This is a genomic window from Amycolatopsis sp. NPDC034160 (genome assembly GCF_055575355.1).
In genome coordinates, this window is the sequence record NZ_JBVISU010000020.1 from 107,101 (window position 1) to 132,255 (window position 25,155).

Annotated in this window: 22 protein-coding genes; 16 read left to right on the forward strand and 6 right to left on the reverse strand. The window is 67.4% G+C overall.

The window, feature by feature from the left end; translation table 11 throughout:
- The first annotated feature begins 512 nt into the window (after positions 1-512).
- Genes ACZ54P_RS31565 through ACZ54P_RS31580 form a run of 4 tightly spaced genes read left to right on the forward strand, consistent with a single transcriptional unit; the run spans position 513 to position 5,619 of the window.
- Complete coding sequence (locus ACZ54P_RS31565; RefSeq protein WP_465465239.1) at positions 513-950, forward strand: hypothetical protein; 438 nt, start codon at positions 513-515, stop codon at positions 948-950.
- A 32-nt stretch (positions 951-982) separates the two neighbouring features.
- Positions 983-2,575 carry a 2,3-epoxybenzoyl-CoA dihydrolase gene (gene boxC, locus ACZ54P_RS31570; protein WP_465465240.1) on the forward strand — a complete coding sequence of 531 codons (1,593 nt, stop codon included), beginning with the start codon at positions 983-985 and terminating at the stop codon, positions 2,573-2,575.
- Positions 2,576-2,580: 5 nt separating this feature from the next.
- Positions 2,581-4,002, forward strand: coding sequence for a benzoyl-CoA 2,3-epoxidase subunit BoxB (gene boxB / locus ACZ54P_RS31575; RefSeq protein WP_465465241.1), 1,422 nt, complete (start codon positions 2,581-2,583; stop codon positions 4,000-4,002).
- An 18-nt stretch (positions 4,003-4,020) separates the two neighbouring features.
- Positions 4,021-5,619 carry a benzoate-CoA ligase family protein gene (locus ACZ54P_RS31580; RefSeq protein ID WP_465465242.1) on the forward strand — a complete coding sequence of 533 codons (1,599 nt, stop codon included), beginning with the start codon at positions 4,021-4,023 and terminating at the stop codon, positions 5,617-5,619.
- Positions 5,620-5,671: 52 nt separating this feature from the next.
- Here ACZ54P_RS31580 and ACZ54P_RS31585 read toward each other — a convergent pair whose 3' ends face one another.
- Positions 5,672-6,121: a MarR family winged helix-turn-helix transcriptional regulator gene (locus ACZ54P_RS31585; protein ID WP_465465243.1), complete on the reverse strand. Its 450-nt coding sequence runs from the start codon at positions 6,119-6,121 to the stop codon at positions 5,672-5,674.
- Positions 6,122-6,221: 100 nt separating this feature from the next.
- Between ACZ54P_RS31585 and ACZ54P_RS31590 the strand changes: the two genes are divergently transcribed.
- Genes ACZ54P_RS31590 through ACZ54P_RS31605 form a run of 4 tightly spaced genes read left to right on the forward strand, consistent with a single transcriptional unit; the run spans position 6,222 to position 9,378 of the window.
- Positions 6,222-7,187 (forward strand): ring-cleaving dioxygenase, encoded by a 966-nt coding sequence (locus ACZ54P_RS31590; RefSeq protein WP_465465244.1) that lies wholly within the window; start codon positions 6,222-6,224, stop codon positions 7,185-7,187.
- On the forward strand, positions 7,184-7,789 hold the full coding sequence (locus tag ACZ54P_RS31595) for an alpha/beta hydrolase (protein WP_465465245.1): 606 nt from the start codon (positions 7,184-7,186) through the stop codon (positions 7,787-7,789). The genes ACZ54P_RS31590 and ACZ54P_RS31595 overlap by 4 nt, the downstream gene beginning before the upstream one ends.
- A 36-nt stretch (positions 7,790-7,825) precedes the next feature.
- A complete protein-coding gene (locus ACZ54P_RS31600) occupies positions 7,826-8,974 on the forward strand; it encodes a dipeptidase (RefSeq protein WP_465465246.1) in 1,149 nt (382 codons plus the stop codon).
- A gap of 38 nt (positions 8,975-9,012) precedes the next feature.
- A complete protein-coding gene (locus tag ACZ54P_RS31605) occupies positions 9,013-9,378 on the forward strand; it encodes a LapA family protein (RefSeq protein ID WP_465465247.1) in 366 nt (121 codons plus the stop codon).
- Between the two features lie 92 nt (positions 9,379-9,470).
- On the opposite strand, the gene ACZ54P_RS31610 is transcribed toward ACZ54P_RS31605, so the two are convergent.
- Positions 9,471-10,325 carry a maleylpyruvate isomerase family mycothiol-dependent enzyme gene (locus tag ACZ54P_RS31610; protein ID WP_465465248.1) on the reverse strand — a complete coding sequence of 285 codons (855 nt, stop codon included), beginning with the start codon at positions 10,323-10,325 and terminating at the stop codon, positions 9,471-9,473.
- Between the two features lie 80 nt (positions 10,326-10,405).
- Here ACZ54P_RS31610 and ACZ54P_RS31615 point away from each other — a divergent pair, with 80 nt between their 5' ends.
- From ACZ54P_RS31615 to ACZ54P_RS31650, 8 genes are all read left to right on the forward strand, one after another.
- Entirely contained in the window at positions 10,406-11,188 is a 783-nt protein-coding gene (locus ACZ54P_RS31615; RefSeq protein WP_465465249.1) for an Abi-alpha family protein, read from the forward strand.
- A gap of 7 nt (positions 11,189-11,195) precedes the next feature.
- Positions 11,196-12,440, forward strand: a complete 1,245-nt coding sequence (locus ACZ54P_RS31620) for a DUF445 domain-containing protein (RefSeq protein WP_465465250.1) — start codon at positions 11,196-11,198, stop codon at positions 12,438-12,440.
- Positions 12,441-12,621: 181 nt separating this feature from the next.
- Positions 12,622-15,594, forward strand: a complete 2,973-nt coding sequence (locus ACZ54P_RS31625; protein WP_465465251.1) for a patatin-like protein — start codon at positions 12,622-12,624, stop codon at positions 15,592-15,594.
- 223 nt (positions 15,595-15,817) lie between these two features.
- Complete coding sequence (ectA, locus tag ACZ54P_RS31630) at positions 15,818-16,309, forward strand: diaminobutyrate acetyltransferase (RefSeq protein ID WP_465465252.1); 492 nt, start codon at positions 15,818-15,820, stop codon at positions 16,307-16,309.
- 38 nt (positions 16,310-16,347) lie between these two features.
- Positions 16,348-17,598: a diaminobutyrate--2-oxoglutarate transaminase gene (ectB, locus tag ACZ54P_RS31635; protein ID WP_465465253.1), complete on the forward strand. Its 1,251-nt coding sequence runs from the start codon at positions 16,348-16,350 to the stop codon at positions 17,596-17,598.
- A 34-nt stretch (positions 17,599-17,632) separates the two neighbouring features.
- The gene (locus tag ACZ54P_RS31640; RefSeq protein WP_465465254.1) at positions 17,633-18,022 is read left to right on the forward strand and encodes an ectoine synthase; all 390 of its coding nucleotides are present in this window, start codon (positions 17,633-17,635) and stop codon (positions 18,020-18,022) included.
- Between the two features lie 23 nt (positions 18,023-18,045).
- Positions 18,046-18,945 carry an ectoine hydroxylase gene (gene thpD / locus ACZ54P_RS31645; protein ID WP_465465255.1) on the forward strand — a complete coding sequence of 300 codons (900 nt, stop codon included), beginning with the start codon at positions 18,046-18,048 and terminating at the stop codon, positions 18,943-18,945.
- Between the two features lie 391 nt (positions 18,946-19,336).
- The gene (locus tag ACZ54P_RS31650) at positions 19,337-22,132 is read left to right on the forward strand and encodes an AfsR/SARP family transcriptional regulator (RefSeq protein ID WP_465465256.1); all 2,796 of its coding nucleotides are present in this window, start codon (positions 19,337-19,339) and stop codon (positions 22,130-22,132) included.
- Between the two features lie 312 nt (positions 22,133-22,444).
- Here ACZ54P_RS31650 and ACZ54P_RS31655 read toward each other — a convergent pair whose 3' ends face one another.
- The 4 genes from ACZ54P_RS31655 to ACZ54P_RS31670 all read right to left on the reverse strand — a co-directional run bounded on the left by ACZ54P_RS31655 (position 22,445) and on the right by ACZ54P_RS31670 (position 25,150).
- A complete protein-coding gene (locus tag ACZ54P_RS31655) occupies positions 22,445-23,095 on the reverse strand; it encodes a DUF4190 domain-containing protein (protein ID WP_465465257.1) in 651 nt (216 codons plus the stop codon).
- A gap of 161 nt (positions 23,096-23,256) precedes the next feature.
- Entirely contained in the window at positions 23,257-24,141 is an 885-nt protein-coding gene (locus tag ACZ54P_RS31660) for a hypothetical protein (RefSeq protein ID WP_143104888.1), read from the reverse strand.
- Positions 24,138-24,614, reverse strand: a complete 477-nt coding sequence (locus tag ACZ54P_RS31665; protein ID WP_061985089.1) for a DUF6932 family protein — start codon at positions 24,612-24,614, stop codon at positions 24,138-24,140. The genes ACZ54P_RS31660 and ACZ54P_RS31665 overlap by 4 nt, the downstream gene beginning before the upstream one ends.
- 92 nt (positions 24,615-24,706) lie before the next feature.
- Complete coding sequence (locus ACZ54P_RS31670) at positions 24,707-25,150, reverse strand: hypothetical protein (RefSeq protein ID WP_465465258.1); 444 nt, start codon at positions 25,148-25,150, stop codon at positions 24,707-24,709.
- Positions 25,151-25,155: the final 5 nt, after the last annotated feature.

Consider the following 25,155-nt stretch of genomic DNA (forward strand, 5'->3'; position numbering starts at 1 on the left):
TGGGGGTTTGTGGGGGGGGGGGGGTCGGGGGGTTTGGGGGGGGCTTTTGGGTTCCCACCCCAACCCCCCCCCCACGACCACCTGTACCGAACGGCCACCGCCGCCGCCCTCTCGTCCATGTACTGGGGAAGGTGTGAAGGTCGAGTTTCCTCGGCTGAGCCGAGGGAAGGGCCTTCACGCGCCGCTGCCCGCTCCCGTCAACTCCACCACGACACGTTTGACTTGCCCTCAATAACCCTCATTGCCACTCACGACCCCTGCGCAGAGATCGACTCGATCCAGGCGCATGGCACGAAGGTCTCTCTGGTGCCGGAAGAGCGCCTACGCAGCAAGTTTGGCAACGCCACGTGCGCCTGCCCTACCCCTCAGCGGAGCCTCTCATTGCCACTTGCGACCTCGCGGTCACGTTCGATCACCGGTATCGACCGGGACGAAAGTCCCCTTCAGGTCACCGCAGCCCTGCGCTACTCTCTCGCTAGAGCGATCTATCAAGTCGCAAAAAGGGGGCGAACATGGCTGTTCTCCAGGGCCGGGGACTCACCGCGTTACGGCTGATTCTCGCGTTCACGCTGCTGTCCACCACGCTGCATTACGCGCACAACGTGCTCAGGGCGGCCGACTATCCGCAGGTCGAGGGGGTCTCGGTCGGCGCCGCGGCGACCTTGGTGGTCGTCGTCTACGTTCTCCTCACGACGTTCGGTCTGCTCGGCTACCGCGACTACGTGCGCGGGCGCTACTGGCGGGCGCTCGCGTTCCTGATGGTCTATTCGCTGTCCGGGCTGGCCAGTCTCGGGCATTTCCTGGTCGCCGTGCCGCAGATCCCGGCCTTCTGGTTCGCCACGATCTACACCGACACGGCGTCTGCGCTCCTGTTGTGGGCTTTCGTGATCTGGGCCGCGACGAAACTCAACCGGGTGAGCGCGCCTGGCCAACTCTCTACACAACATTGACGGTCAATATCGGCATGTAGAGAATCGATGGGGTGACGCGGACCACATCGGTGACGTTCGAACGTCATCCCGGCGGCTACCGACACTGGAACCTGGTGATCGACGGCGAGGTCGCGTGGCTCGAACTCGACGTGGACGCAGACGGTGGTCTCGTGCCGGGGTATGAGCTCAAGCTCAACTCGTACGACCTCGGCGTCGACATCGAGTTGTACGACGCGACGCAACGCCTGCGGTTCGAACACCCCGGAGTCCGCGTGGTCATCGTGACCAGCGCGAAGGCCAACGTCTTCTGCGCGGGCGCGAACATCCGCATGCTGGCGTCGTCGACACACGAGTGGAAGGTGAACTTCTGCAAGTTCACCAACGAGACCCGCAACGCCATGGAGGACGCGTCGGCGAACTCAGGCCAGATCTACGTCGCCGCGGTCAACGGCACCTGTGCCGGCGGCGGGTACGAGATCGCGCTCGCCTGCGAAAAGATCCTGCTGGTCGACGACAACTCGTCGACCGTCGCGCTGCCGGAGATCCCGCTCCTCGGTGTCCTTCCCGGGACCGGCGGGCTCATCAGGCTGGTCGACAAACGCGGCGTGCGGCGGGATCTCGCCGACGTCTTCGCCACCCGTCCGGACGGCATGAAAGGCCGGGCCGCCGTCGACTGGCGGCTCGTCGACGAACTCGTGCCACGGCAAGGGTTCCGCGAAGTCGTACTGGCCAAGGCGAAGGAACTCGCGCGGACGAGCGGTCGGCTCGATGGCGAAGGTGTCGAGCTGAAGCCGCTGACGCATCGCTATGTCGATATTTCACTGAGCGCGACCGAAGCGACGATCACCGTCAAGGGGCCTGAGGACGACGACGGCTGGCTGCTGGACGTCACCCGCGAACTGGACGACGCGATCCTTCGCCTGCGCACCAACGAACCTGAACTCGGTACCTGGGTACTCCGCACCGAAGGCGATCCGGCGAAGGTGCTGGAGCGCGAACGTGCCGTGTTCGACGCGAAAGACTGTCTGAGCAACGAAATCGTCCACTATGTCAAGCGGACGCTGAAGCGGCTGGATGTCACCAGCCGCAGCCTGATCGCGCTCATCGAACCTGGTAGCTGCTTCGCCGGGCTCCTGCTGGAACTCGCGCTCGCCGCGGACCGGCAGTACATCTTGGACGGTCCGCCGATCGAGGACGAGGACAGTGAAGAACGTGCGTCGATCATGTTGTCCGAGGCCAACTTCGGCCGCCTTCCGATGAGCAACGGCCTGTCCCGCCTCGAGTCCCGGTTCTTCGGTGAACCGGACCACGTCGCGAGGCTCGCGGAAGAACGCGGCAAACCGCTGAGTCCGGCGGAGGCGAACGACCTCGGTCTGGTCACCGACGCCCCGGACGACCTCGACTGGGCGGACGAGATCCGGATCGCGCTGGAGGGAAGGGCTTCGCTGAGCCCCGACGCGCTGACCGGCATGGAGGCGAACCACCGGTTCGTCGGACCCGAGACGGTGGAGAGCAAGATCTTCGGCCGCTTGGCCGCTTGGCAGAACTGGATCTTCACTCGTCCGAACGCATCCGGACCGGAAGGCGCTTTGCGTCGCTACGGTACTGGTCAGAAGGCCGTCTTCGACAGGAAGCGGGTTTGAGACCCATGCCCACCAAGATCGATTACGACGCCAAGATCCCCAACAACGTCGATCTGTCCGGAGACCGGCGGCTACAGCGGGCGCTGGAAGGCTGGCAGCCGAAATTCCTGGACTGGTGGGGCGAAATGGGCCCCACACTGCGGACCCAAGGCGTCTACCTGCGCACGGCGGTCAGTGTCGGCCGGGACGGCTGGGCGCATTTCGACCACGTCAACGTGCCGGACTACCGGTGGGGGATCTTTCTCGCCGAGCGTGATCCGGACCGCGTCATCACCTTCGGCGAGCATCGAGGCGAACCGGCCTGGCAGCAGGTTCCCGGCGAGTACCGCGCCGATCTGCAGCGGCTCATCGTCATCCAGGGCGACACCGAACCCGCGTCGGTCGAGCAGCAGAAACTGCTGGGGCTGACCGCGCCGAGCCTGTACGACCTGCGGAACCTCTTCCAGGTCAACGTCGAAGAAGGCCGTCATCTGTGGGCGATGGTGTATCTGCTGCACGCCTACTTCGGCCGCGAAGGTCGAGAAGAAGCGGAAGCCTTGCTGCTCCGGAATTCCGGAAGTCCGGACGCCCCGCGCATCCTCGGCGCCTTCAACGAAGAGACCGCGGATTGGCTCGCCTTCTACATGTTCACCTATTTCACCGATCGCGATGGCAAATATCAGCTCGGCACACTCAAGGAAAGCGGCTTCGACCCGCTTTCCCGCACTTGTGAATTCATGCTCAAGGAAGAGGCGCACCACATGTTCGTCGGCACCACCGGTGTCGACCGCGTGATCACCCGCAGTGCCGAACTGATCCGCGAACACGACACCTTCGACATCGCCGCGCACGGCGGGATCCCGCTCGACCTCATTCAGCGGTATCTGAATTTCCACTACACCGTCTCACTCGACCTGTTCGGCGGCGAGACCTCGACCAACGCGGCGAACTACTACACCGCCGGACTGAAAGGTCGCTGGCAGGAGACCCGGCGCAAGGACGACCACCGGCTCACCGACGCCGCCGGGTCGCTGTCCCGGCCGCGGGCGGACGGCACGTGGGAGACCGAGGAACACCCGGCCATCCTGCTGTTGAACCTCGACCTGCGGGAGGAGTACCGGGCCGACTGCCAGACCGGGGTCAACCGCTGGAACAAGATCTTGCACGAGGCGGGCATCGACTTCCGATTCGTCCTCCCGCACCCTGGATTCAATCGCGAAGTCGGCATAAACTCCGGCCACCATGTGACGCCCGACGGCACCGTTGTCGACGAGCGGACCTGGCTGGCCGGCAAACGCAAGTGGCTGCCCACCCCGGAAGACCTGACCTTCGTCCGATCGTTGATGCACCCGGTGTACGAGCGAGGAAAGATCGCGAGCTGGGTGGCGCCGCCACGCCAGGGCATCAATGGGAAACCGTTCGACTACGAATACGTTTACCTGAGCTGAGCCGATAGAGGGTGCGCCGTGACCGCTGCAGCTACCGGGTTCAACGTGGCGAGCTACCTGCTCGAGGCGCATCTGGCGGAGGGGCGCGGCGCCAAGCCCGCGGTCGTTTCGCCGAGGCGGAGCCTCGCCTACGCCGAACTCGCGGCCGAAACCCGCCGGGTCGCGGCCGGACTGCGCGCGATCGGCGTCCGCCCGGAGGAGCGGGTCCTGTTCTGCATGGTCGACGACGTCGAACTGCTCACCGGAATCCTCGGCGCGATGCTGGCCGGGGCGGTCGCGGTACCGGTGTCCACCATGGTCACCGGGCTGGACCTCGGCAAACTGCTGGCCGATTCACGGGCCAGGGTCCTGTGTGTTTCCGGCGAGTTCGCCGCACAGGCGGCGATCGCGCTGGGACTGGCGCCCGAGGTCACCGACGTCGTGCTGGACAGGGCGAAGGCGGCGGAACTGCCGTCCGGGGTCCGCGTGCACGACTGGAGTGATCTGTCCACAGTGGACGACCGTGGTTTCGCACCGGCGCCGACCTGGGAGGACTCGCCCGCGCTCTGGCTGTACACCTCGGGGACGACGGGTAAGCCGAAGGGGGCGATGCACCGGCACGCGGGCATCCGCTCGGTCTGCGAGACGTACGCGCGTGGTGTGCTGGACGTCGGCCCCAACGACCGGTTCCTTTCCGTCCCGAAGCTGTTCTTCGCCTACGGCTTGGGGAATTCCGCGTTCTTCCCGCTCGCGGCCGGCGGGACGACGCTGCTCGAACCGGCCCGCCCGACCCCGGGTCTGATCGCGGCCAGGGTGCGCGCGGAGCGGCCGACGCTGTTCTTCGCCGTCCCGACGTTCTTCGCGGCGCTGCTCGCCAGCGACATCCCGGACGACACATTCGCGTCGGTACGCCAAGCCGTTTCGGCCGGGGAACCGCTACCCGCCGTGCTGTACGACCGGTTCCGCGAGAGGTTCGGCGTCGAGATCATCGACGGGATCGGGTCGACGGAGGCACTGCACATCTTCCTGTCCAACCGGCCACGCCAAGTCCGGCCGGGCAGTACCGGGGTGCCGGTCCCCGGCTACGAGATCGCCCTGCGTGACGAGCACGGCGCGCCCGTACCGGACGGGCAGCCCGGTGAGCTGTTCGTCGCCGGACCGTCGATCGCGACCGGATACTGGGCGCGGTACGAGACGACGAAGCGGGTCTTCCAGGGCGAATGGCTGCGGACGGGCGACAGTTTCGTGCGCAACGCCGACGGGACCTACACCTGCCTCGGGCGGTTCAACGACATGTTGAAGCCGGGCGGGATCTGGGTGTCTCCCGCCGAGGTCGAGGATCGGCTGCTGCAACATCCGGCGGTCGCCGAGGTCGCCGTCGTGGCCGCGTTCGACTCCGACGGCATCGAGAAACCGGTCGCTTGCGTGGTCGGCGTGCCCGGCCATCGGCTGGACGCGGACGAGCTGATCGACTTCTGCCGGGCGGGGCTGGCGTCGTTCAAACGCCCGCGAGGCATCGTCGAGCTGGGCGAACTGCCCAAGACGGCGACCGGAAAGATCCGGCGCAACGTCATCCGGGACCTCGTGCGGGACCTGTACGAGGTCCGGGACCCGGCCCCACCGCATTTAGTCCTCTAAACGCGGTAGTTGCGCGTGCACATACCGCGTTTAGAGGACTGGATGCGGCAGGTCACGAGCCGTTGACGGTGCGGAGGGTGCGCATGGCCTCGGCCAGCGCGTGCGCGTCGTCGCCCAGCGGAGTCAAAACGATGCGCCGCAGAATCTCCGCGCAGGCCTCGCGTGCCTGCTGAGCGACGTCGAGGCCGTGGGCGGTGAGCGCGGCGAACGTGACGCGCCGGTCGTCCGGGCTGGGCACTCGGCAGATCAGGTCCGCGGCGACCAGCCTGTCCGCGACCTTCGTGAAGCCGCCGCTGGACAACGCCGCCTCGAGGGCCAGCCGCGTCATCGGCATCCGGTGCTCCGGCGAGCGCACGAGCCGCAGCAGGATGTCGAACGACGCCGGTGCCAGGCCGAATCGGTCGGCGATCTCGTCCATCAGCCGGTTCTGCGTGGCCAGATAGCCCTCGATCACCAGGCCCCACCACGTGACCACTTCGTCGTCGCTCGGATCCGCTGTCACGGACGCGAGCCTACACCGAGAACTCTTTCAGGAATATATCTTGCGCGCGAGAGGTTCTGTGGTTAGCTTGTTTTTCACCGGCTCCCAGAGGAGGGGCACCATGTCGATCAAGACTTCCGGCCTGCACCACGTCACCGCCATCGGTGGCGACCCCCAGCGCAACGCGGACTTCTACACCAGGGCGCTGGGCCTGCGGCTGGTGAAGACCACCGTGAACTTCGACGATCCCGGCACCTACCACCTCTACTACGGCGACCAGTCCGGCAAGCCAGGCTCCCTGATGACGTTCTTCCCGTGGAAGGACGCGCCGAAGGGCCGTCACGGGACCGGCCAGGCGACCACGACGTCGTTCTCCGTGCCGGAAGCCTCGCTCGGCTGGTGGAAGACGCACCTCGCCGAAAGCGGCATCGAGACGGGTCAGATCCGCAACTCCGACGGGGAAGAGACGCTCACCTTCCTCGACCCGGACGGACTGAAGCTCGCGCTCGTCGCGCATCCCCAGGGTGACCCCCGCGACCCGTGGGACACGAAGCTCGTCCCCGCCGAGCACGCCATCCGCGGGCTGCACTCCGTCACGCTGTCGGTGTCCAAAGAGGACGCGACCGCCGGGATGCTGACCGACGGCCTCGGCCTGACCTTCCAGCACCAGGAGAGCAACCGCCTGCGTTTCTCCGCCGGTGAAGGCGGCCCCGGCGCGCTCGTCGACGTCCTCGTGACGCCGGACGCCCCGCGCGGGCTGGTGGCGGCGGGCACCGTGCACCACGTCGCGTGGCGCGCGCCGGACGAGCGGACCCAGGCCGCGTGGCGCGACGAACTGATCGACGACGGCGTGCACGTGACGTCCATTTTGGACCGTCAGTACTTCCGCTCGATCTACTTCCGCGAGCCGGGCGGCACCCTGCTCGAAGTCGCGACCGACGAACCCGGTTTCGCGATCGACGAGCCGCTGCTGGAACTCGGCCGCGCGCTGAAACTGCCGCCGTGGCTGGAGCCCAAGCGTGAGGACATCCAGGCGATGCTGCCGAAGCTGGACCTCCCGAACGAGAACAACCCGGAAGCACGATGACCGGACTGGACCACAAGTACGTCGAAGGTTCACCGGACGAGCCGGTGCTGCTGCTCCTGCACGGCACCGGCGGCGGTCCGGACGACCTGGTGCCGCTCGCCCGGCAGCTGAGTTCTGAGTCGGCGCTGCTCGCGCCGGCCGGGCCGGTGTCGGAACACGGTGCGCCGCGGTGGTTCCGCCGGTTGGCGGAAGGCGTTTTCGATCACGAGGACGTCGTCTTCCGCGCGAACCAGTTGGCCGATTTCGTGGTCGCCTCGCGTGCGGACTACGGCATCGAGGATCGGCGGCTGGTCGCCATCGGGTTCTCCAATGGCGCCAACATCGCGGCCGCGGTGACCTTGCTCCGTCCGGACGCCGTTCGCGAAGCGGTGCTGTTCGCGGCGATGTCGCCCGTTCCTTCGCCGCCACAACACGATTTGTCCGGAACGCGGGTGTTTCTTTCGAATGGCGAACGGGATCCGATGGCGCCACTCGCGTCGGCGGACGCCCTCGTCCGGGACTTGCGCGAGCGCTCCGCGGACGTCGTCGCACACCGCCATCCCGGCGGACATCAGGTGACAGGCAACGGTTTGGTCGCGGCCGCGGGATGGCTCAACCCTTGACAGTGAGAGCAAAGTAGACGGACGTACCATCGCCCGATGACTAATGGCGACCTAGCCCGCGCCCAGGCTCTGCTCGAATCGGTGCTCCTCGCGGACGGCCACAATGATCTGCCGTGGGAGCTGCGGGTCACGACCGGCCCGGATCCGGTCGAGGCCGTGGCGGGTACGGATCTCACGGTCCGCCAGCCGCATCTGCACACCGACTTCCCGAAGCTCGCCGAAGGCAGGCTCGGGATGCAGTTCTGGTCCGTCTACGTGCCTTGCCAGTTCGAGGGGCACAGCGCGGTCACGGCGGTGCTCGAACAAATAGAGATCGTGCACCAGATGATCGAGCGGTACCCCGATCGCCTGGCGCTCGCCGACACCGCGGACGAGGCCGAAGCCGCGTTCCGCGACGGCAAGATCGCCTCGCTGCTGGGCGCCGAGGGCGGCCACAGCATCGCCGAATCCCTTGGCGTGCTGAGGATCCTGCGCCGCCTTGGCGTCCGCTACATGACGCTGACGCACAACTACAACACCACCTGGGCCGACTCCGGTACGGACGAGCCCGCCCACAACGGGCTCACCGACTTCGGTCGCGACGTCGTGCGCGAGATGAACAAGATCGGCATGCTGGTCGACCTCTCGCACGTCGCGCCGAGCACGATGCGCGACGCGCTGGAGGTCAGTTCGGCGCCGGTGATCTTCAGCCACTCCTCGTGCCGCGCGGTCAACGACCATCCTCGCAACATCCCCGACGACGTCCTGGAGACCCTGGCCGCCAAGGACGGCGTCGCGATGGTGACGTTTGTGCCGGGCTTCATCTCGCCGAAGGTCGCCGAGTGGGACGAGCAGCTGCGCCAGGACATGGATGCCGCGGGCCAGGACTACCGGAATCTCGACCTGCGCACCAAGTTCACCGCGGAGCGCGGCGGTCCCGAGAAGCCGAAGGCGAGCATCGACGACGTCGTCGCGCACATCGAGCACGCTCGTGAAGTGGCCGGTGTCGACCACATCGGCCTCGGCGGTGACTACGACGGAGTCGCGACATTGCCCGAAGGCCTCGAAGACGTTTCGAAGTATCCGATGCTGTTCGCCGCGCTGCTGGAGCGCGGCTGGAGCGAAGAGGATTGCGCGAAGCTGGCCGGGAAGAACACCTTGCGCGTGCTCCGCGCGGCGGACGAGGTCACCCGTTTGGACGCTTGAGAGCGCGATCAACCCCAGATCGGCGGACACTGTCCTGCATGACGCAGCCGCACGATGGCGCCGCCGAGGTTCCGGTCGAGCCCGTCAAGCCGCCCGAAACCGCTGGCGGCGCACGCCACAGCGGTAAATTCGACGCCGTCCCGAAGCTCAAACGCACGCGCGTGAGCGGGACCTGGATCGCCGTCATCGTGGCGCTGGTCGTGCTGGTGTTCCTGCTGGTGTTCATCTTGCAGAACCAGGACACCGCGACCGTGCACTTCCTCGGTATGTCCGGCAGCATGCCGCTGGCCGTCGCCATGCTGTTCTCCGTGATCGCCGGCGGCGCGCTGGTCGCGCTCGTCGGCGGCGCCCGGATCCTGCAGTTGCGCAAGCAGGCCAAGAAGTCCCGCCACCTGCAACGCTGAGCCTTCGGTGCCGGTGGTCGTGAGTGGCGATTCGGGTGAGAACCCGAATCGCCACTCACGACCAACCCGCCCCACGCCTCACCGCGACTTCGTCAGCCGTCACCGGACGTGATGATCGACGTCATCCCGAGCACGACGCCGCAAACCCTTTCGTCACCCTTGGCGGTCACCCGGCCCTTGTCCACCGGGTTCCGCGTGCACAGCCGCCAGAACGTGTCCGCGTCCGTCGTCACCGAGGCCAGCGGCGAGCGTGAGGTCGGCGCGACGCGGTCGATCTCCCAGCCGTCGGTGGTGCGCTGAGCCGTCCACTTCCCGCCGCCCTGGCCGGTGACGGTGTAGCCGACCTGCCTGCCGATCCGCGCTTCGACGTCACGCAGGGTGTACGGCAGTGCCCGCATGAAGGTGTCGATTACCGGCCCGCGGAATTCGGGACCGTCGAGCGGACCAGGTATCCCGACGGCCTCGCGGATCTGCCGCTGGTGCACCCAGAACTCGGTGTACTCGCGGGCGGCGTCGAGCCAGACCGGCGCTGGTTCGACCCCGGCCCAGCTCACCGGCTCGCCGAGGGCGTCGAGGTCGGCGCGGCCCCACATTTCGGCGATCTGCGAGGTGCTGTCCACGAGCAGGGCGAACAGCACTTCGGGGGACAGCCGACGGCACGCCACCACCCATTCGTCGTTGATCCGGTCGATGAACTCCGCGAAGCGTTCGCCCTCGCGCGGCGCCGTCACCCGGTAGTCGTCGCGGTCGCGGGACAGCCTGCCGAGCTTGTCGCCGAGGATGTGGGCGGCGAGATCGTGCACCGTCCAGCCCGTGCACACCGTCGGCGCGGCCCACTGCTCCGCGTCGAGTCCGGTCAGCACGTCGAGCAGGGCCTGCTCCTCGCGCGCGAACAGCGGGAGGACGTCGATGGGTGGTCCCCAGCGCGTGAAGCTCATGGAGTCCATCCAAACATTCTGGTCCATCACAATTTCGGCCATTCGGCCTACTCGCAGGTAGCATCAGCGCGAACGCGAGGGGAGTGCCCGTGAGCAACGAACGACCAGCCGGTGACGACCTGGCCGCTTTCGCCAAACGCGCGGGACAACTGGCGGGCTGGGCCGCCCGCACGGGCATCGAATACACCCGCAAGCTCCCCGGCGTCGAGCTCGCCGAGCAGGTCATCAAACAGGGCGAGCGACAGCTGCTTTCGGAGCTGCGCCGCCGTCTCGACGAGGTCGACGACCCCTATCACGCCGCGCTCACCGCCGCGTCCGCGATGAACCGGCCCGACGCCGGCGGCTCCCGCCCGGTCGAAGCGACCATCACCCTCGTGCACACCCGCGCCCACCTCGAACCGCTCCGCGCGGCGATGGCGGAACTGCTCAACCACTCGATCGGCTTCGGCCGCGAACGCGCCCGCGAGTACCTCTACGCGATCATCCTGCGGCAGTTGACGCCGGACGAGGCCCGCATCCTTTCCGCGCTTTCCGACGGCTCGCCGTTCCCCGCCGTCGACGTCGCCGAGCGGACCAACCTCGGTGGTGCCGGGCGGTTCGTGCTGCGCAACGCCTCCACCGTCGGCAAGGCCGCCGGGGTGTCGCTGCCCGACCAGGTGCCCGGTTACCTCACCCGGTTGATCGGGCTCGGCCTGGTCGAGCTGGACGAAGAGGTGCCCTCACTCGACACGCAGTACGAGATCCTGCTGACCGACGAGACCGTCCGCGAGGCGGAGAAGTCGGTCAAGCGGGCCAAGTTCGTCAAGCGCACGGTGCATATTTCCCGGCTCGGCGCCCAGTTCTGGCAGGCCTGCGACCCGAGCGCGGGCTGACCCCGGCATGGGTGCGTTCTTCGAGGGGATCCTCGCCGACTTCGCCCAGCATTGGCCGATTTACGTCTCCATCCCGATCGTCGCCGTGCTGATCGGGTACACCACCAAACTCGTCGCGATCCGGATGATGTTCCAGCCGGTCGAGTTCATCGGTATCAAACCGTTCCTCGGCTGGCAGGGCATCGTGCCCAAGCGCGCCGCGCGGATGGCGAGCATCGCCTGCGACACGATGACCGAGCAGCTGATCAAACCGGCGGAGGTCGTCGCCAGACTCGATCCGCAGAGAATCGCCAAGGAGATCGAAAAACCGCTGCAGGCGGCCGTCGAGGACATCGTGCGCGACGTCGCCGCCCACTACCGACCAGGGCTGTGGGAATCGCTGCCCGTGCGGGTGCAGCGGCTGGTGATCCAGCGCGTCCAGGCCGAGACACCGAAGATGGTCGCCGCCGTCCTGGAGCTGATCAAGTCCGATGTGGACAGTGTGTTCGACCTCAAGGGCATGGTGGTCACCGCACTGGTCAAGGACAAGCGGCTGCTGAACCGGATCTTCCAGGAGGCGGGCGACCAGGAGTTCAAGTTCATCGCCCGCTCCGGCATCTTCTTCGGCGGGCTGATCGGCGTGATCCAGATGATCGCGTGGGTCCTGTTCAAATTCCCGCTGATCATGCCGCTGTTCGGGCTCTTCACCGGCTGGTTCACCGACTGGCTCGCGCTGCGGATGATCTTCTACCCTCTCGAAGAGCGCCGGTACTTCGGCGTGCGCTGGCAGGGCCTGTTCCTGAAGCGGCGCGGCGAGGTCGCGGAGGCGTACGGTGCGCTGATCGCGCAGGAGATCATCACGCCGCACAACGTCATCGAGGCGGTGCTGCACGGGCCGCTGTCGGACCGGGTGCTCGGGCTGATCCAGCGGCAACTCGACGCACAGCTCGGACGCCGCGTCGGGGTCGGGAAACCGCTCGTGGTCTTCGCCGTCGGCAGCAGGCGGTATCAGGACATGAAGCTGAACATCGCCGAGAAGATCATGGACAAGCTGCCGGAGACCATGCGGTACATCGAGGACTACGCGAACGACGCGATGGACATCCGGAACGTGCTGGTGACGAAGATGAAGGAGCTGTCGCCGCGCGAGTTCGAGGGCTTGCTGCGGCCGGCGTTCCAGCAGGACGAATGGATCCTGATCGCGACCGGCGCCGGCCTCGGCTTCGCCGTCGGTGAGGCCCAAGTGCTCCTGCTCGAACACTTCGCCGCCTGACCCCCCGCATTTCGTCCTCTAAATGCGGGCGTCGGGTATCCAGGCACAGCGATCCCGCACCTGATTGCGAGGGCGCGAAAGTGCCCTTACGGGCGAACGGATCTCGGCACCAACGGCGGTACGCCGATTCGCCCGTCCGGTCTAAAGTGCCACCTGCACTACAGCCTTGGGGAGGGCGCACATGGCCGACGCGGGGAGCCCGTGGCCGCAGGAGATCCGGCTGGCGATGACCATGGTGGGCGGGGCGAGCCTCGCGGTCTGGATGGGCGGGGTCGCCACCGAGACCTCGCATCTGCTGCAGGCGTCGAGAACGCCGGAATCGACGAGTCCGTACCGGACGCTGCTCGACCTGCTCAACGCCACCGTCTCGCTCGACGTGCTCACCGGCACGAGCGCGGGCGGCATCAACGCGGCGTGCCTCGGCCTGGCCGAGGCGTTCCGGTCGAGTCCGCAGGTGTTGCGGGACACGTGGATCAGCACGGGATCGCTCGACAACCTGATCCGCGATCCCGGCGAGAAAGAGCCGAGGTCGTTGCTGAACGGCGATCGCGTGCTGCTGGGGGATCTCAAGGAAGCGCTGCACCGGATCACCGACAAGGCGACGGTGAAACCCGAGTGCCCCGACATCACCGTGCTGCTCACCGGCACGATGATCGACGGCGAGACGACCAGATTCGACGACGCGCTGGGAAACCTCGTGCGGGACACCGAACATCGCCTGCTGTTCCGCTTCGATGGTCCTCTGTGGACAGACGACGTCGTGGGTCCGCTCGCGCTCGCGGCGCGTTCCACCGCTTCGTTTCCCGGCGCGTTCGAACTTTCCCGGATGCCGATCGGCGAGAAGACCGGCCCGCTGCATCCGGACATGAGCCGCTACACCGACGTCACCCGGTCGCATTGGCTGACCGACGGCGGGGTGCTGCTGAACAAGCCGTTGCGCCCGGCGTTGCGGGAGATCTTCGAACGGCAGTCGCATTCGGACGTGCGGCGGCTGCTGCTGTACGTGGTGCCGACGGCGGAACGCGAAGCCGACCGCGTCGAGGTCGATCCGGAGCGGCCGCCGCTGCTGGGCACCGCCATGAGCAAGGTCGTCGGCACCGTGCTGAGCCAGACGATCAGTGCCGAACTCGAAGACCTGACCCGGCACAACGACGCCGTCGTCCGGACCAGGGGGACTCGCGTTTCGCTTGCCTCGATGGGGGTTCGAGGCGGCCCTGAGACACTGGTCGATCAGCGGCTGATGAACGATTACCGCGACCGGCGGGTCCATGAGGACGCCACCGCGCTGGTCCGTGAGGCGACCCGCAGGCTCTCCCTGTCCGATGTGGAGGATCCCGGCCGTCAGTGGGCGTCCGGGATGGCGGCGCAGCTGCGCGCGGCCGCGGCGTCGGGATTGCGCGACGGCCTGCCCACCGAGCCGCCGAAGGACACTTGCGAGCTGGAGAACGTGGTCGCCTTCCGTACCACCGCGCTGGACGATTCGGTGGCCACCGGGATTCAGCTGGTGAACGCGGGTTTCCGGCTCGATCCCACGCCGGAGCAGGCGCTGCAGCTCAATCGCTGCCGGGTGCTGCTGCACGAAGCGCGCCACCGGGCTGCGCGGGGAATGCGGCTCGCGAGCTGGGTCGCCGACCAGGAGCCACCACCGTCCGACGTCACGCTGGCCGCTTGGATCGAGGGCCTCGCCGAAAAATGGGCGGAACTCGGCCGTTCCGACACGCTGAAGGAGGCGTGGCCGATGGTGGTCGCCGCGCTGCGGCAGGCGACGCCGATCCTTTTGCCGCTGGCACAGGCGAAACCGGACACCGAAGCCGCCGACACGGTCAACACGCTGCTGGCGTGGACCGGGCTCACTTCTGACGACAAGAGCGCCACCGATCCGGTCGTCACCTCCCGGCTGGTGCGGCTGCACATCGCGACCAGGGGACTGCTCGCGCAGCCGCCGTCGGTCGACCAGCGGGTCGATCTCGTCCAGGTGAGCGCGGATTCACGGACGCTGATGGACATGAAACGGCGCCGCTCCTGGGACAAGCTCACCGGTATGCAGGCCGACTACTTCGGCGCGTTCTACAAGGCGTCGTGGCGTGCCAACGACTGGATGTGGGGCCGGGTCGACGGCGCGGGCTGGCTGTTCCAGTGCCTGCTCGATCCGAAACGTCTGCGGCTGCTGCGTGACGTCGTCGGGCCGGAGGCCTTCCGCGCGCAGGTGCGGGACGCGTTCGAGAAGATCGGCTGGCGGCAGCCGGGTACCGAGGCCGGGCTATCCCCGGCTGAAGCGGAATCCTTGCGCGCCCAACTGGCCGCCGAACTCGCTTTCCTGGGCCTCGACGGCAAACTCGGTGACGTACCAAGGGAAACCACTCTGCCGATCAGCATGCCGGTGACGGCGATGGTGCTCGCCAGGGCCCGGCAGCTGGAAATCGCGCGTGAAGAACTGCCCTGTGTCGGTCTCCACTGTGGACACGACGCGAAAACGGCCAAGGGTAACGGGAAGTCGTCGGAACGGTTCCGGCGACTGATCGAGAACGAACCGGAAAACGACGAGCAGACGCAGCGCGCGTTCCAGGCCTGCCAGGTTTCGGCGGAGCGGTTCGAACACGAACGCGGGACGATGCTGCTGACGAAGACGCTGGTCAAGGCGGGCGCCGCCGGGATCAACGCGGCCGCCGGGGCGACGAGGGTGCCGAAATCGGTCCAGCCCGCCGCGACCTTCGCGCAGGCCGCCGGACGCAGCGCCTGGTGGATCACGCGCGGCGCGGCCACCTTGCCGTCCCCGTGGAACGTGCTGGCCGCGCTGGTCACCGTGCTGGCCGGCTTCGTCATCGGTGGACAAGGCGGCCCGGTACTGCAGTGGGTCGGCGTCCCGGTTGCCGCGGGCGCGATCGTGTTCCTGGTGGTCAGCCTGATGACGCTGCGCAAGACGTGGCGGATGGTGCTCACGGTGCTCGGCGTGCTGGTGGGAGCCGGGTTGCTGTTCGCCGCGTTCCTGCCGCCGGTCCGCGACCCACTCTTCGGCTGGCTCGGGGGCGTCGTCGCGGGCTGGCGGCGGGGCGAGGCGCCGGTCTGGTGGCTGGTCGTCTGCCTGCTGCTCCTGCTGCCCGCCGTTTGGACGCCGCTCGGCTCGGTCGTCCGTCGCGGACGGCGGCGTGAATAGCCGATTCGGGCGACGAATCGCGCCCTGAGCCTGCGATGGCGTGGTAACGGTTGGTATCGTCACGTGCAGTGAGACCGCATCGAAGCGGCCTTACCCACTAGTGCTGCGCACCAAACGTTACCGTTACCTTTGTCACGTGTGTTTCAGGGTTGTTGCAGGTAGCCGCGCTGCCGCTCAGCGGCTGATCTGACCGCGCCCGAATCCTCCGGTACGTTTCTTGGACATGTCCGGAAAGCACTTGATCGAATCCCCGACCAAGGCCGACGGTGCCGCGCTCTGGAGAATCGCCCGCGATTCGAAGAAGCTCGATCTCAACTCGTCGTACGCCTATTTGCTGTGGTGTCATGATTTCGCGGACACCTCGGTGGTCGCCAAAGTCGACGGTAGCCCCGTCGGTTTCGTGATCGGCTATCGGAAGCAGGACACCGGCTTCGTCTGGCAGGTCGCCGTCGACGCGTCCCAGCGTGGAAAAGGGCTGGCCGGGGCACTGCTCGACGAGCTGTTCAGCCGTCTGGTCGCCCAGGGCGTGCGGTACCTCGAGACCACGATCACTCCGGACAACGAGGCTTCGATCCGGTTGTTCGCCTCGTTCGCCAAGCGCTGGAACGCCACCTTGGAACGCCGGGATCTGTTCTCCGCGAACGATTTCCCGGCCGAGGACGGAACGCATGAGCAAGAGGATCTGTACCGAATCGGTCCGCTCAGCAGTCGCTAGAACGTAAAACCGGGGATCCCAGGGAGAAAGAAAACGTGATGAGCATTTTCGAGGAACTCGAATCAGAGGTACGCAGTTACAGCCGTGGCTGGCCCGTGGTGTTCGACCGGGCCCAGGGGAGCTACCTGTACGACGAAGACGGCAAGGCCTATCTCGACTTCTTCGCCGGGGCCGGCGCGCTGAACTACGGGCACAACAACCCGGCCCTCAAGCGCGCCCTGATCGACTACATCGCCCGTGACGGCGTCACGCACGCGCTCGACATGTTCACCGTGGCGAAGCGGGACTTCCTCCAGACGTTCAAGGAAAAGATCCTCGCGCCGCGCGACCTCGACTACAAGGTCGTCTTCCCCGGCCCCGGTGGTGCGAACGCGGTCGAAGCCGCGCTGAAGCTCGCGCGCAAGGTGACCGGCAAGGAAGCCGTCATCAACTTCACCAACGCCTTCCACGGGATGACGCTGGGCGCCCTCTCGGTGACCGGTAACTCGATGAAGCGCGGCGGCGCGGGTGTCCCGCTGGTGCACGCCACCCCGATGCCGTACGACAACTACTTCGACGGCTCCATCCCGGACTTCCTCTACTTCGAGAAGCTGCTCGGCGACTCCGGCAGCGGCCTGAACGAGCCCGCCGCCGTGATCGTCGAAGGCGTACAGGGCGAGGGCGGTATCAACGCCGCGCGCGTCGAGTGGCTCAAGGCGCTGGACGACCTGTGCAAGAAGCACGGCATCCTGCTGATCCTCGACGACGTCCAGATGGGCTGCGGCCGCACCGGTCCGTTCTTCAGCTTCGAGGACGCGGGCATCAAGCCCGACATCGTCTGCCTGTCGAAGTCCATCGGCGGCTACGGCATCCCGATGGCGCTGACGCTGATCCGCCCCGACCTCGACGTCTGGGAGCCGGGCGAGCACAACGGCACCTTCCGCGGCATCAGCCCGGCGTTCGTCACCGCGGCCGAAGCACTGCGCGTCTACTGGAGCGACGACGAGCTGGAGAAGTCGACCAAGGCCAAGGGCGAGCGCATCGCTGCGGCGTTCCAAGGCATAGTCGAGGCATACCCGGACGCTAACCTGCTCGCGAAGGGCCGCGGTCTGGCCAGGGGCCTCGAGTTCGCCAATGGCGACCTCGCGGGCAAGGTCTGCGCCGCCGCGTTCGAACGGGGTCTCCTGATGGAAACCTCCGGTCCCGACGGCGAGGTCATGAAGCTGCTGCCGCCGCTGACCCTGACCGACGACGAGCTCACCAAGGGCCTGTCGATCATCGACAAGTCCATCGCCACCGTCCTGAACTGACCGTCCCCAACCAGGAACGAGAAGGAGTTTTCCGTTGCTTGTCCGAACACTCGACGAGGTCACCGACACCGACGCCGACATCAAGACCCCGAACTGGCGCAGCAAGCGCATCGTGCTGGCCAAGGAGGGCGTCGGCTTCTCGGTGCACGAGACCACGCTCTACGCCGGGACGGTCAACGACTTCTGGTACGCGAACCACATCGAGGCGGTCTTCATCACCTCCGGTGAAGGTGAGATCGAGAACACCGAAACCGGTGAAGTGTTCCAGCTGAAGCCGGGCACTCTGTACCTGCTGAACGACCACGACAAGCACCAGGTCCGGCCGAAGACCGAGATCAAGTGCGTCTGCGTGTTCAACCCGCCTATCACCGGCCGTGAGGTCCACGACGAAAACGGCGTGTACCCGCTCGTCACCGAACCCTGAAATCGCTCGAGGAGGCGACTGCATTGACGCTGACCGACACCCGAGTCGAAGACAGTTACCCGACCCGCATCACGGGTAAGCCCGAACACCTGCCCCGTCTCCACCCCACCGTCTGGGGTACCGAGGCCGATGGACCCCTCGACGCGGCCACCCTCGCCAACCACGAGGCCCGCGGCTACACCGTCGTCGACCAGTTGTTGTCGCCCGGCGAGGTCCAGACGTACTGGCAGGAACTCGTCCGCATGTCGTCGGGTGACCACCGCGACGACGAGCGCGTCATCACGGAGGCCAAGACCGGTGAGGTCCGCTCCATCTTCGACGTCCACGAGACCAACGAGCTGATCGCGGAACTCGTCCGCGACCCCCGCGTGCTCGACCGGGCCCGGCAGATCCTCGGCTCCGAGGTCTACATCCACCAGAGCCGCGTGAACTACATGCCCGGGTTCAAGGGCACCGGCTTCTACTGGCACTCGGACTTCGAGACCTGGCACGCCGAGGACGGCATGCCCGCACCTCGCGCGGTCAGCTGCTCCATCGCGCTCACCGACAACTACCCGTTCAACGGCGGGCTGATGGTGATGCCGGGGTCGCAGCGGACCTTCGTCCAATGCGCCGGGGAAACCCCGGAGGACAACTACAAGAGTTCGCTGAAAGAGCAGCGGGTCGGTGTTCCGAGCGAGGAAGACATCACCAAGCTCGCCGCGGAATACGGAATCGACCAATTCACCGGGCAAGCCGGTTCGGCGCTCTGGTTCGACTCGAATGTGATGCACGGTTCGGCGAACAACATCACGCCGTACCCGCGGTCGAACATCTTCGTGGTGTTCAACAGCGTCGAGAACGCGCTGCGGGAACCGTTCGCCGCGATCGAGCCGCGTCCCGCGTTCATCGCCGGCCGCGACTCGACTCCGCTGACGCGCTGACGAAACCGCAGGTAGCGAAGGCCACGATGGGGCGCCTGTAGCTGTTGGTGTGCGCCCTGTTACGTTGTCGCCACGTGAAGGGGCCAGTGGGCCCGCTCACGTAGGTGTTGTCGACGACCGAACGGGTTCTTCGCTCGGGGTGAGCCCACCCGGACGGACGTGGACGCCGATGTCCGGTGTGGGTCGCGCCCCCAGGCGGCCCAAATCGGACATCTCCCGGCTCCGTGCCCATCAGATCGGGACTGATGGGCACGGAGCCTTTTTGGTCTCGTGAGTGGTAATAACGGTTAGAACCGTCATTACCGCTCACGAGGCTTTTCTGGTTGACGGCGTCTTCGCGCGGTAGGTTGGCTACTCCGGTAAGGGGAGAGATCGGGGGAGGGGGCTTGTCATGGGCGAAAGCGGTTCTCCTGCCCATTTCCAGCTTCTCGGTCCCGTACGGCTTCTCGACGGCGACCGGCCGGTCCCCGTGGGGGGTCCCGGTGTCCGCGGTCTTCTCGCGATACTGGCCTTGAAGGTCAACAAGGTCGTCGCGCTCGACGAGATCATCGACGCGCTGTGGGGGCACGACCCGCCCGCCACCGCCCGCACGATCGTCCACGGCAACGTCTCCCACCTGCGGCGGGTGCTCCGCGACAGCCAGGGCGACCATCCGGGCGGCGCCCAGATCCTCACCGCGCCGCCCGGCTACCAGCTCACCGTCGACCCCGGCCGGATCGACGTCCATCGCGCCCGCTCGTTGCTGGACCGGGCGTCCACCGAGGACCCGGAAAAGGCGTCCGAACTGCTCGCCGAGGCCCTCGCCCTGTGGCAGGGACCCGCGCTCGCCGGGGTCCCGGGTTCGGTCCGGGCCCCCGAACTGGAGGATCTGCGGCTCGCCGTCCACGGCGCCAGGGTCGACGCGGATCTCGAACTCGGCAGGCACGCGGAGCTGATCGTCGAACTCAGCCCGCTGGTCCGGGCCAAGCCGCTGGCCGAGCGCACGGCCGGACAGTTGATGCGCGCGCTGTACCACGCCGGGCGTCGCGGCGACGCGCTCGAGCTGTACCGCACGGTCTCGCGGGCGACCCTGCGCACCCTCGGCGTCGAACCGGGCGCGGACCTGCGCTGGCTGCACGAACGGGTGCTCAACGACGACCTGCCGGTCAAGGTCGTCGCGGAACCGAAGGCCGAACAGGCCGCGACGCCGGTGCAGCAGTTGCCGCCCGCCGTGCCGAATCTCGCCGGCCGCGAGGCCGATCTCGCCTGGCTCGACGAGCTCGCCGACCGCGCCGAAGCGGGCGAGACGGCCGTCGGCGTGGTCAGCGGGACCGCCGGGATCGGCAAGAGCAGCCTGGTGGTGTGGTGGGCCCATCGCGCCGCCCGCCGCTTCCCCGACGGCATCCTCTTCGCCTCCTTGCGCGGTTTCGATCCACACCACCCGCCGCTGGAGCCCGCCGAACTGCTCACCCAGTTCCTGCTCGGGCTCGGCGTCCCGGCCGAAGGCATTCCCGATCAGGTCCACGAACGCATCGCCCTCTACCGCTCGATGATCGCCGGGCGCCGGATGCTGGTGCTCCTCGACAACGCCCGCTCCGCCGAGCAGGTGCGGCCGCTGCTGCCGCCCGGTTCACGGTCGATGAGCCTGGTGACCAGCCGCTCCAGACTCGACGGGCTCGCCGTGTCCAACGCCGCCAAACTGCGCGTCCTCGGCACGCTCGCCCCCGGTGACGCCGTCCGGCTGATCGAGGAACTCGCCGGGCCGGCCGGGTTCGATCTCAACCACGCGCTCGCCCGGCTCTGCGGCTATCTCCCGCTCGCGCTGCGGATCGCGGGCGCCCGGCTCGCCGCCAGCGCGCAGTGGTCCGCGCAGGACCTGGTCGACGAACTCGGCAACGAACGGACCAGACTCGCCGCGCTCGACGTCGAGAGCCCGGATGACGGGGTCCGCGCGGCCTTCGACGTCTCGTTCCGCGGGCTGCCCGCCGATGTCGCGGACACGTTCCTGCGGCTCGGCGTCGTCCAGTGCGTTTCGGCCGGTTCTCACCTGACGGCCGCGATCCGCGGGATCACCGTCGCCGAGGCGCGGCGGCATCTGCGGTTGCTCGCCGCGCACAACCTGCTCACCGAAACCGGTCGCGACTCGTTCGCCTCGCACGACCTCGTCCGACTGTTCCTCCGTGAGCTGGCGGAGAACGAACTCGACGAGGCTGACCGTGACGAGGTGCTGTCGCGCTCCGTGCGGTACTACCAGGCCGTCGCCGACCGGGCCCGGCGCAAGATGCTGCGGATCGTCGACCCGCTCGACTTCACCGGCGCGCTCAGCGACGCACAGATGCCGCCGATCGACTCCTTCGCCGAAGCGCAGGACTGGTTCGCCGCGGAATGGCGGAACCTGGTCGAAGTCCTCGAAGCCGCCGGCGCCGCGGGGCGACATGGCGACGTGTGGCGGCTGGCCAGGGTCGCGCACACCTATCGTGCGGTGTACCCGCTGCTCGACGAGTGGACGCGGCTGGTCGACATCGGCCTCGAGGCTGCCGAGCGATCCGGCGACGTCCTCGGCCGCTGCTGGATGCTGATCTCGCGGTGTGCCATCGCGCTCACCTTCGAACTGCCGCAGGGCTGTCTCGCCGACGCCGAACGCGCGCTGGAACTCGCGAGCGCGATCGGCGACAACCGGCTGACGATCTCGGCGAACATCCACCTCGGTTCCGCGCTGACCCTGTTGGGGCGGCACGACGAGGCCATCGCGACGTTGCGGCAGACGGTCGAAGAGACCGCCAGGACCGGCGATCTCGAGCTGCGCGGGCAGGCGCTCAACAACTGCGCGGAGGCCGAAAAGCGGGCGGGGCGGTACATCGAGGCGATCGGGCACCAGGTCGCTTCGCTGGAGATCGACCGGGCCCTCGGCGACGAAAGCTACGTCGTCGTCTCGCTGAACAACCTGGCCGAATTGAGCATGAAGATCGGCGAACTCGCCGCTGCCGAGCGCTACGTCTGGGAGGCCGTGGACCTGACGATCAGCAGGCGGTTCGTCCTCCAGGAGGGCGTGCTGCGGCTGACGCTGGGCAGGGTGCTGCGTGCCGGGTCGGATGTGGACGGTGCCCGCGAGCAATTCGCGCTCGCGCTGAAGATTCTCACCGACGCCAATCCCAAGCTCGCCGGCATGGTCCGGATGGAACTCGCGGACCTCGACGAAGGCCCGTGAGTGATCCTTAGCGGATTCTTAGTGGCCTCGGCAGTCGCGCGCGTAGGGTCCGGTTCGGCGCCGGTCGAGCCCTAGGGGAGGGGCATGCGACAGGGATCGGCGCCCGGGCGGACCCGGTTCAGAGGGGTCCGTCCGAAGAGCCGCCAGGAGCGGCTCGTGGCGGTCCGGCCGGTGGAGGTGGGGGCGATACCGGCCGGCCGCCAGGCGGCACTTCCACCCGGCCCCTCGACCCATGCGTTTCGTCCTCTAAATGCGGTACTTGCGCGCGCAACTACCGCATTTAGAGGACGAAACGCGTGAGTCGGGGGCGCCTCAGCGGGTGTTCGCGGTGCAGAGCGCGATGGTCTGCCCCTTGTTCTCCGCCACCTTCCGGCCGTTGACCAGGATCGAGCAGGCGATCTGATTGCTGACCGACGAGTTCCGGGTGTCCGCGGTGACGGTGAGCAGATAATCGCCCGAATTGAACGACGCCGTGCCGCGCCATTCGTCGGTACTGGCGGGGGTCGTCTCGCTTCGCTGGTCGTTGAGCGAGCCGTATCGGACGGTCGCGCCGCCGGAGGCGCTCACGACGAACTCGACGCGGTTCTTGTCCCCGGCGACAGCGGGGATGTGCAGTCCCGACTCACCAGTAGCGAAGAAGTTGGTGTAGACCAGTAACCCGCTCGCGGCCAGCAAGCCCGCGATGGAAAGCGCGAGTCCCGCTACCCCCATTCCCTTCTTGTCTGCTTCGCCCTTCTTGATTTTGATCAAACCGATCACGGAAAAGGTCATCCCGATTACGGCGAGCGGCCATGCGGCGAGCCCGGCGACCGGGACGAAGGCGACCCCGAGGGCGGCGAAGCCGACCAGGAAACCGGCGATGACCAGGCCGTTCTTGGGCTTTCGGTGCCGGGTCCCGTGCGTGGCGAACCCCGGGCCGTAGCGGGTGGCCGGCGGGTGCGGGAGTGGTGGATCGGTCGGCATACTTGCCCTTTCGGAGGCTTCCGTCCGAAGACGTTAACCCATCGTTCGGGGCAATGGCCGAAATTGTTACCTGCCGGAAAAAGTCATTATTCAACGATAATCAAGCGGTCATCGGTATTTTCTGACGAGAATTGTGGCACCGCCGAATGTCGGAAACCCGATCACTGATCGAACAGGTTGACTTCGGGGGTGATCTCGAGCAGTTCGTGCACCGGCCTGCCGCGGCGGCCGTCGATGGTCGTGGTGCGCACGACGCGCAGCCGCGCGGTCACCGGCCGGTCCAGGTTCTCCTTGATCTCGTCGAGCAGATCCGGCGCGACCGCGCCCTGGATCGTGCCGCCCGATTCACGTTCGAGATAGAAGATCCGGCGCCGGGTGCGGACGCCGTCCAGCCTGCCGCTGACCGTCTCGTAGCCGACGGCCTCCCGCGACTCGCGCAGGCTCCCGGAGAGGATCCTGGCCTGCTCGGTGGTCATGCTGCGAGTCAGTTCCTCGCCCGCGGTCGGGGTCAGCGCCATGCCGATCCCGGCGTGTTTGCTGACCGCGTTGACGATGTCGCTGACCGCGTTGCGGACGGTGTCGCGCTGCAGCAGTACCGCGTCCAGCGCGCCGTCGTCGGAGCCGTTGGCCGGCAGAAAGTCGCACAGTTCCTTGACCGCGCGTTCGGACAGCGATTCGAGCCCGTCGTGGATGAGCGCGTCGTCGAGCGCCGGTTCGGGGAAGCCGAAGAAGATCGCGTTGCCTGCCTGGCCGCGCTGGATCAACGGCGCCTTCTCCCGGTCCGCCGGCTGGACGATGGTCACCTCACCCGACGGGTTGCGGATGATGTGCCCGATCTTCGCCGTCGCGTCCTGCAGCGCGCGGCTGATGTCGGAGAAGGTGTACGCGTCCAGATGCGACTCGCCGATCACGGACACGCGCAGCAGCGGCGAACGGGCCGTGCGCTCGAACTTCGCGTACGCGGCCATCGCCGACGCGCGGGCGAGGTCGTCGAGCCAGGTGCCGCCGGGGATCTCGTCGGCGATACGCCGGAATTCGTTCCTCACCAGATCACTTCCGGAATTCCCCTGCCACCTGAAGCCCATACTTCCTCCCAGATCTCCTCGTCGCCGGGACGGCAGAGGAAGCCGTCGAGCATCCCGCCGACGGGCTGGACCTGGTCGAGGTACATGGCCGGCTGGCCGACGATGACCCCGCGCAGCGTCAGCAGGCCGTACAGCGCCGAGCGTCCCGCGTCGTCGAGCCGTTTGAGGGCGCCCCATTCGTCGGGGATCAGCACCACGTCGAGCCCCTGCGGGGCGTGCGGGGTCCTGGCGGTGAGATCGCCGCCGATCCACGCGCGGCCGGTCGGCATGATCCGCCGGGCGACACCCAGGTAACTGTTCAGCGCGCTGAACAGGATTTCGCGGTCGTTCTGATGCGGTGCGTCGAAGACCAGCCGCTCATAGACATCGGCGAGATCGGCTGGATGGCGGCCCGGAGGCAGCAGGTTGTGCGGCGTCCAATAGGGGAGCGCCAAATCGGAGCCTCCTTCGTGTGCCGGGGCTCCCGATCGACGAAATGTACCCGGCGTCACGCTCACAGTGCGTAGCCGAATTTACCAGGCGGGTGTCAGCCGCCCTGCCCCGGCCGGTACTCGGTGGTGCGGGCACCGGGCGGCCAGTCCTCGTCACTGGGCCAGACCGGCTCGGGTTCGTGCCCGTGGCCGCCGTTCCGGCCTGCCGGTTCCGGCTCCTCCGGGTGGTAGACCTGAGCCGGGCGCACCGGTTCCGGGGTCAGCTGACCTTCGCGGTGGCCTTCCGTCTCCTGGTCGTACGGCTCGTCGTCGTCATGGATCCGCGCGGGCGGGATGAACTGCGTCTGCTCGGCCTCCAGCGGGACGGGCACGGGGTCGGGGTCGACGTAGGCCGGAGTGGCAGGTTCCGGCTCGGGGATCGTCGAAACGGGGGGCGCGTGCTCACGCCGGTCGCCTCGCATCATCAGCCAGGTGACGCCGCAGCCGAGGGCGAAGGAGATGAGCAGCCAGAGCCAGATCTGCCCGAATAGCCAGAGCATCAGCC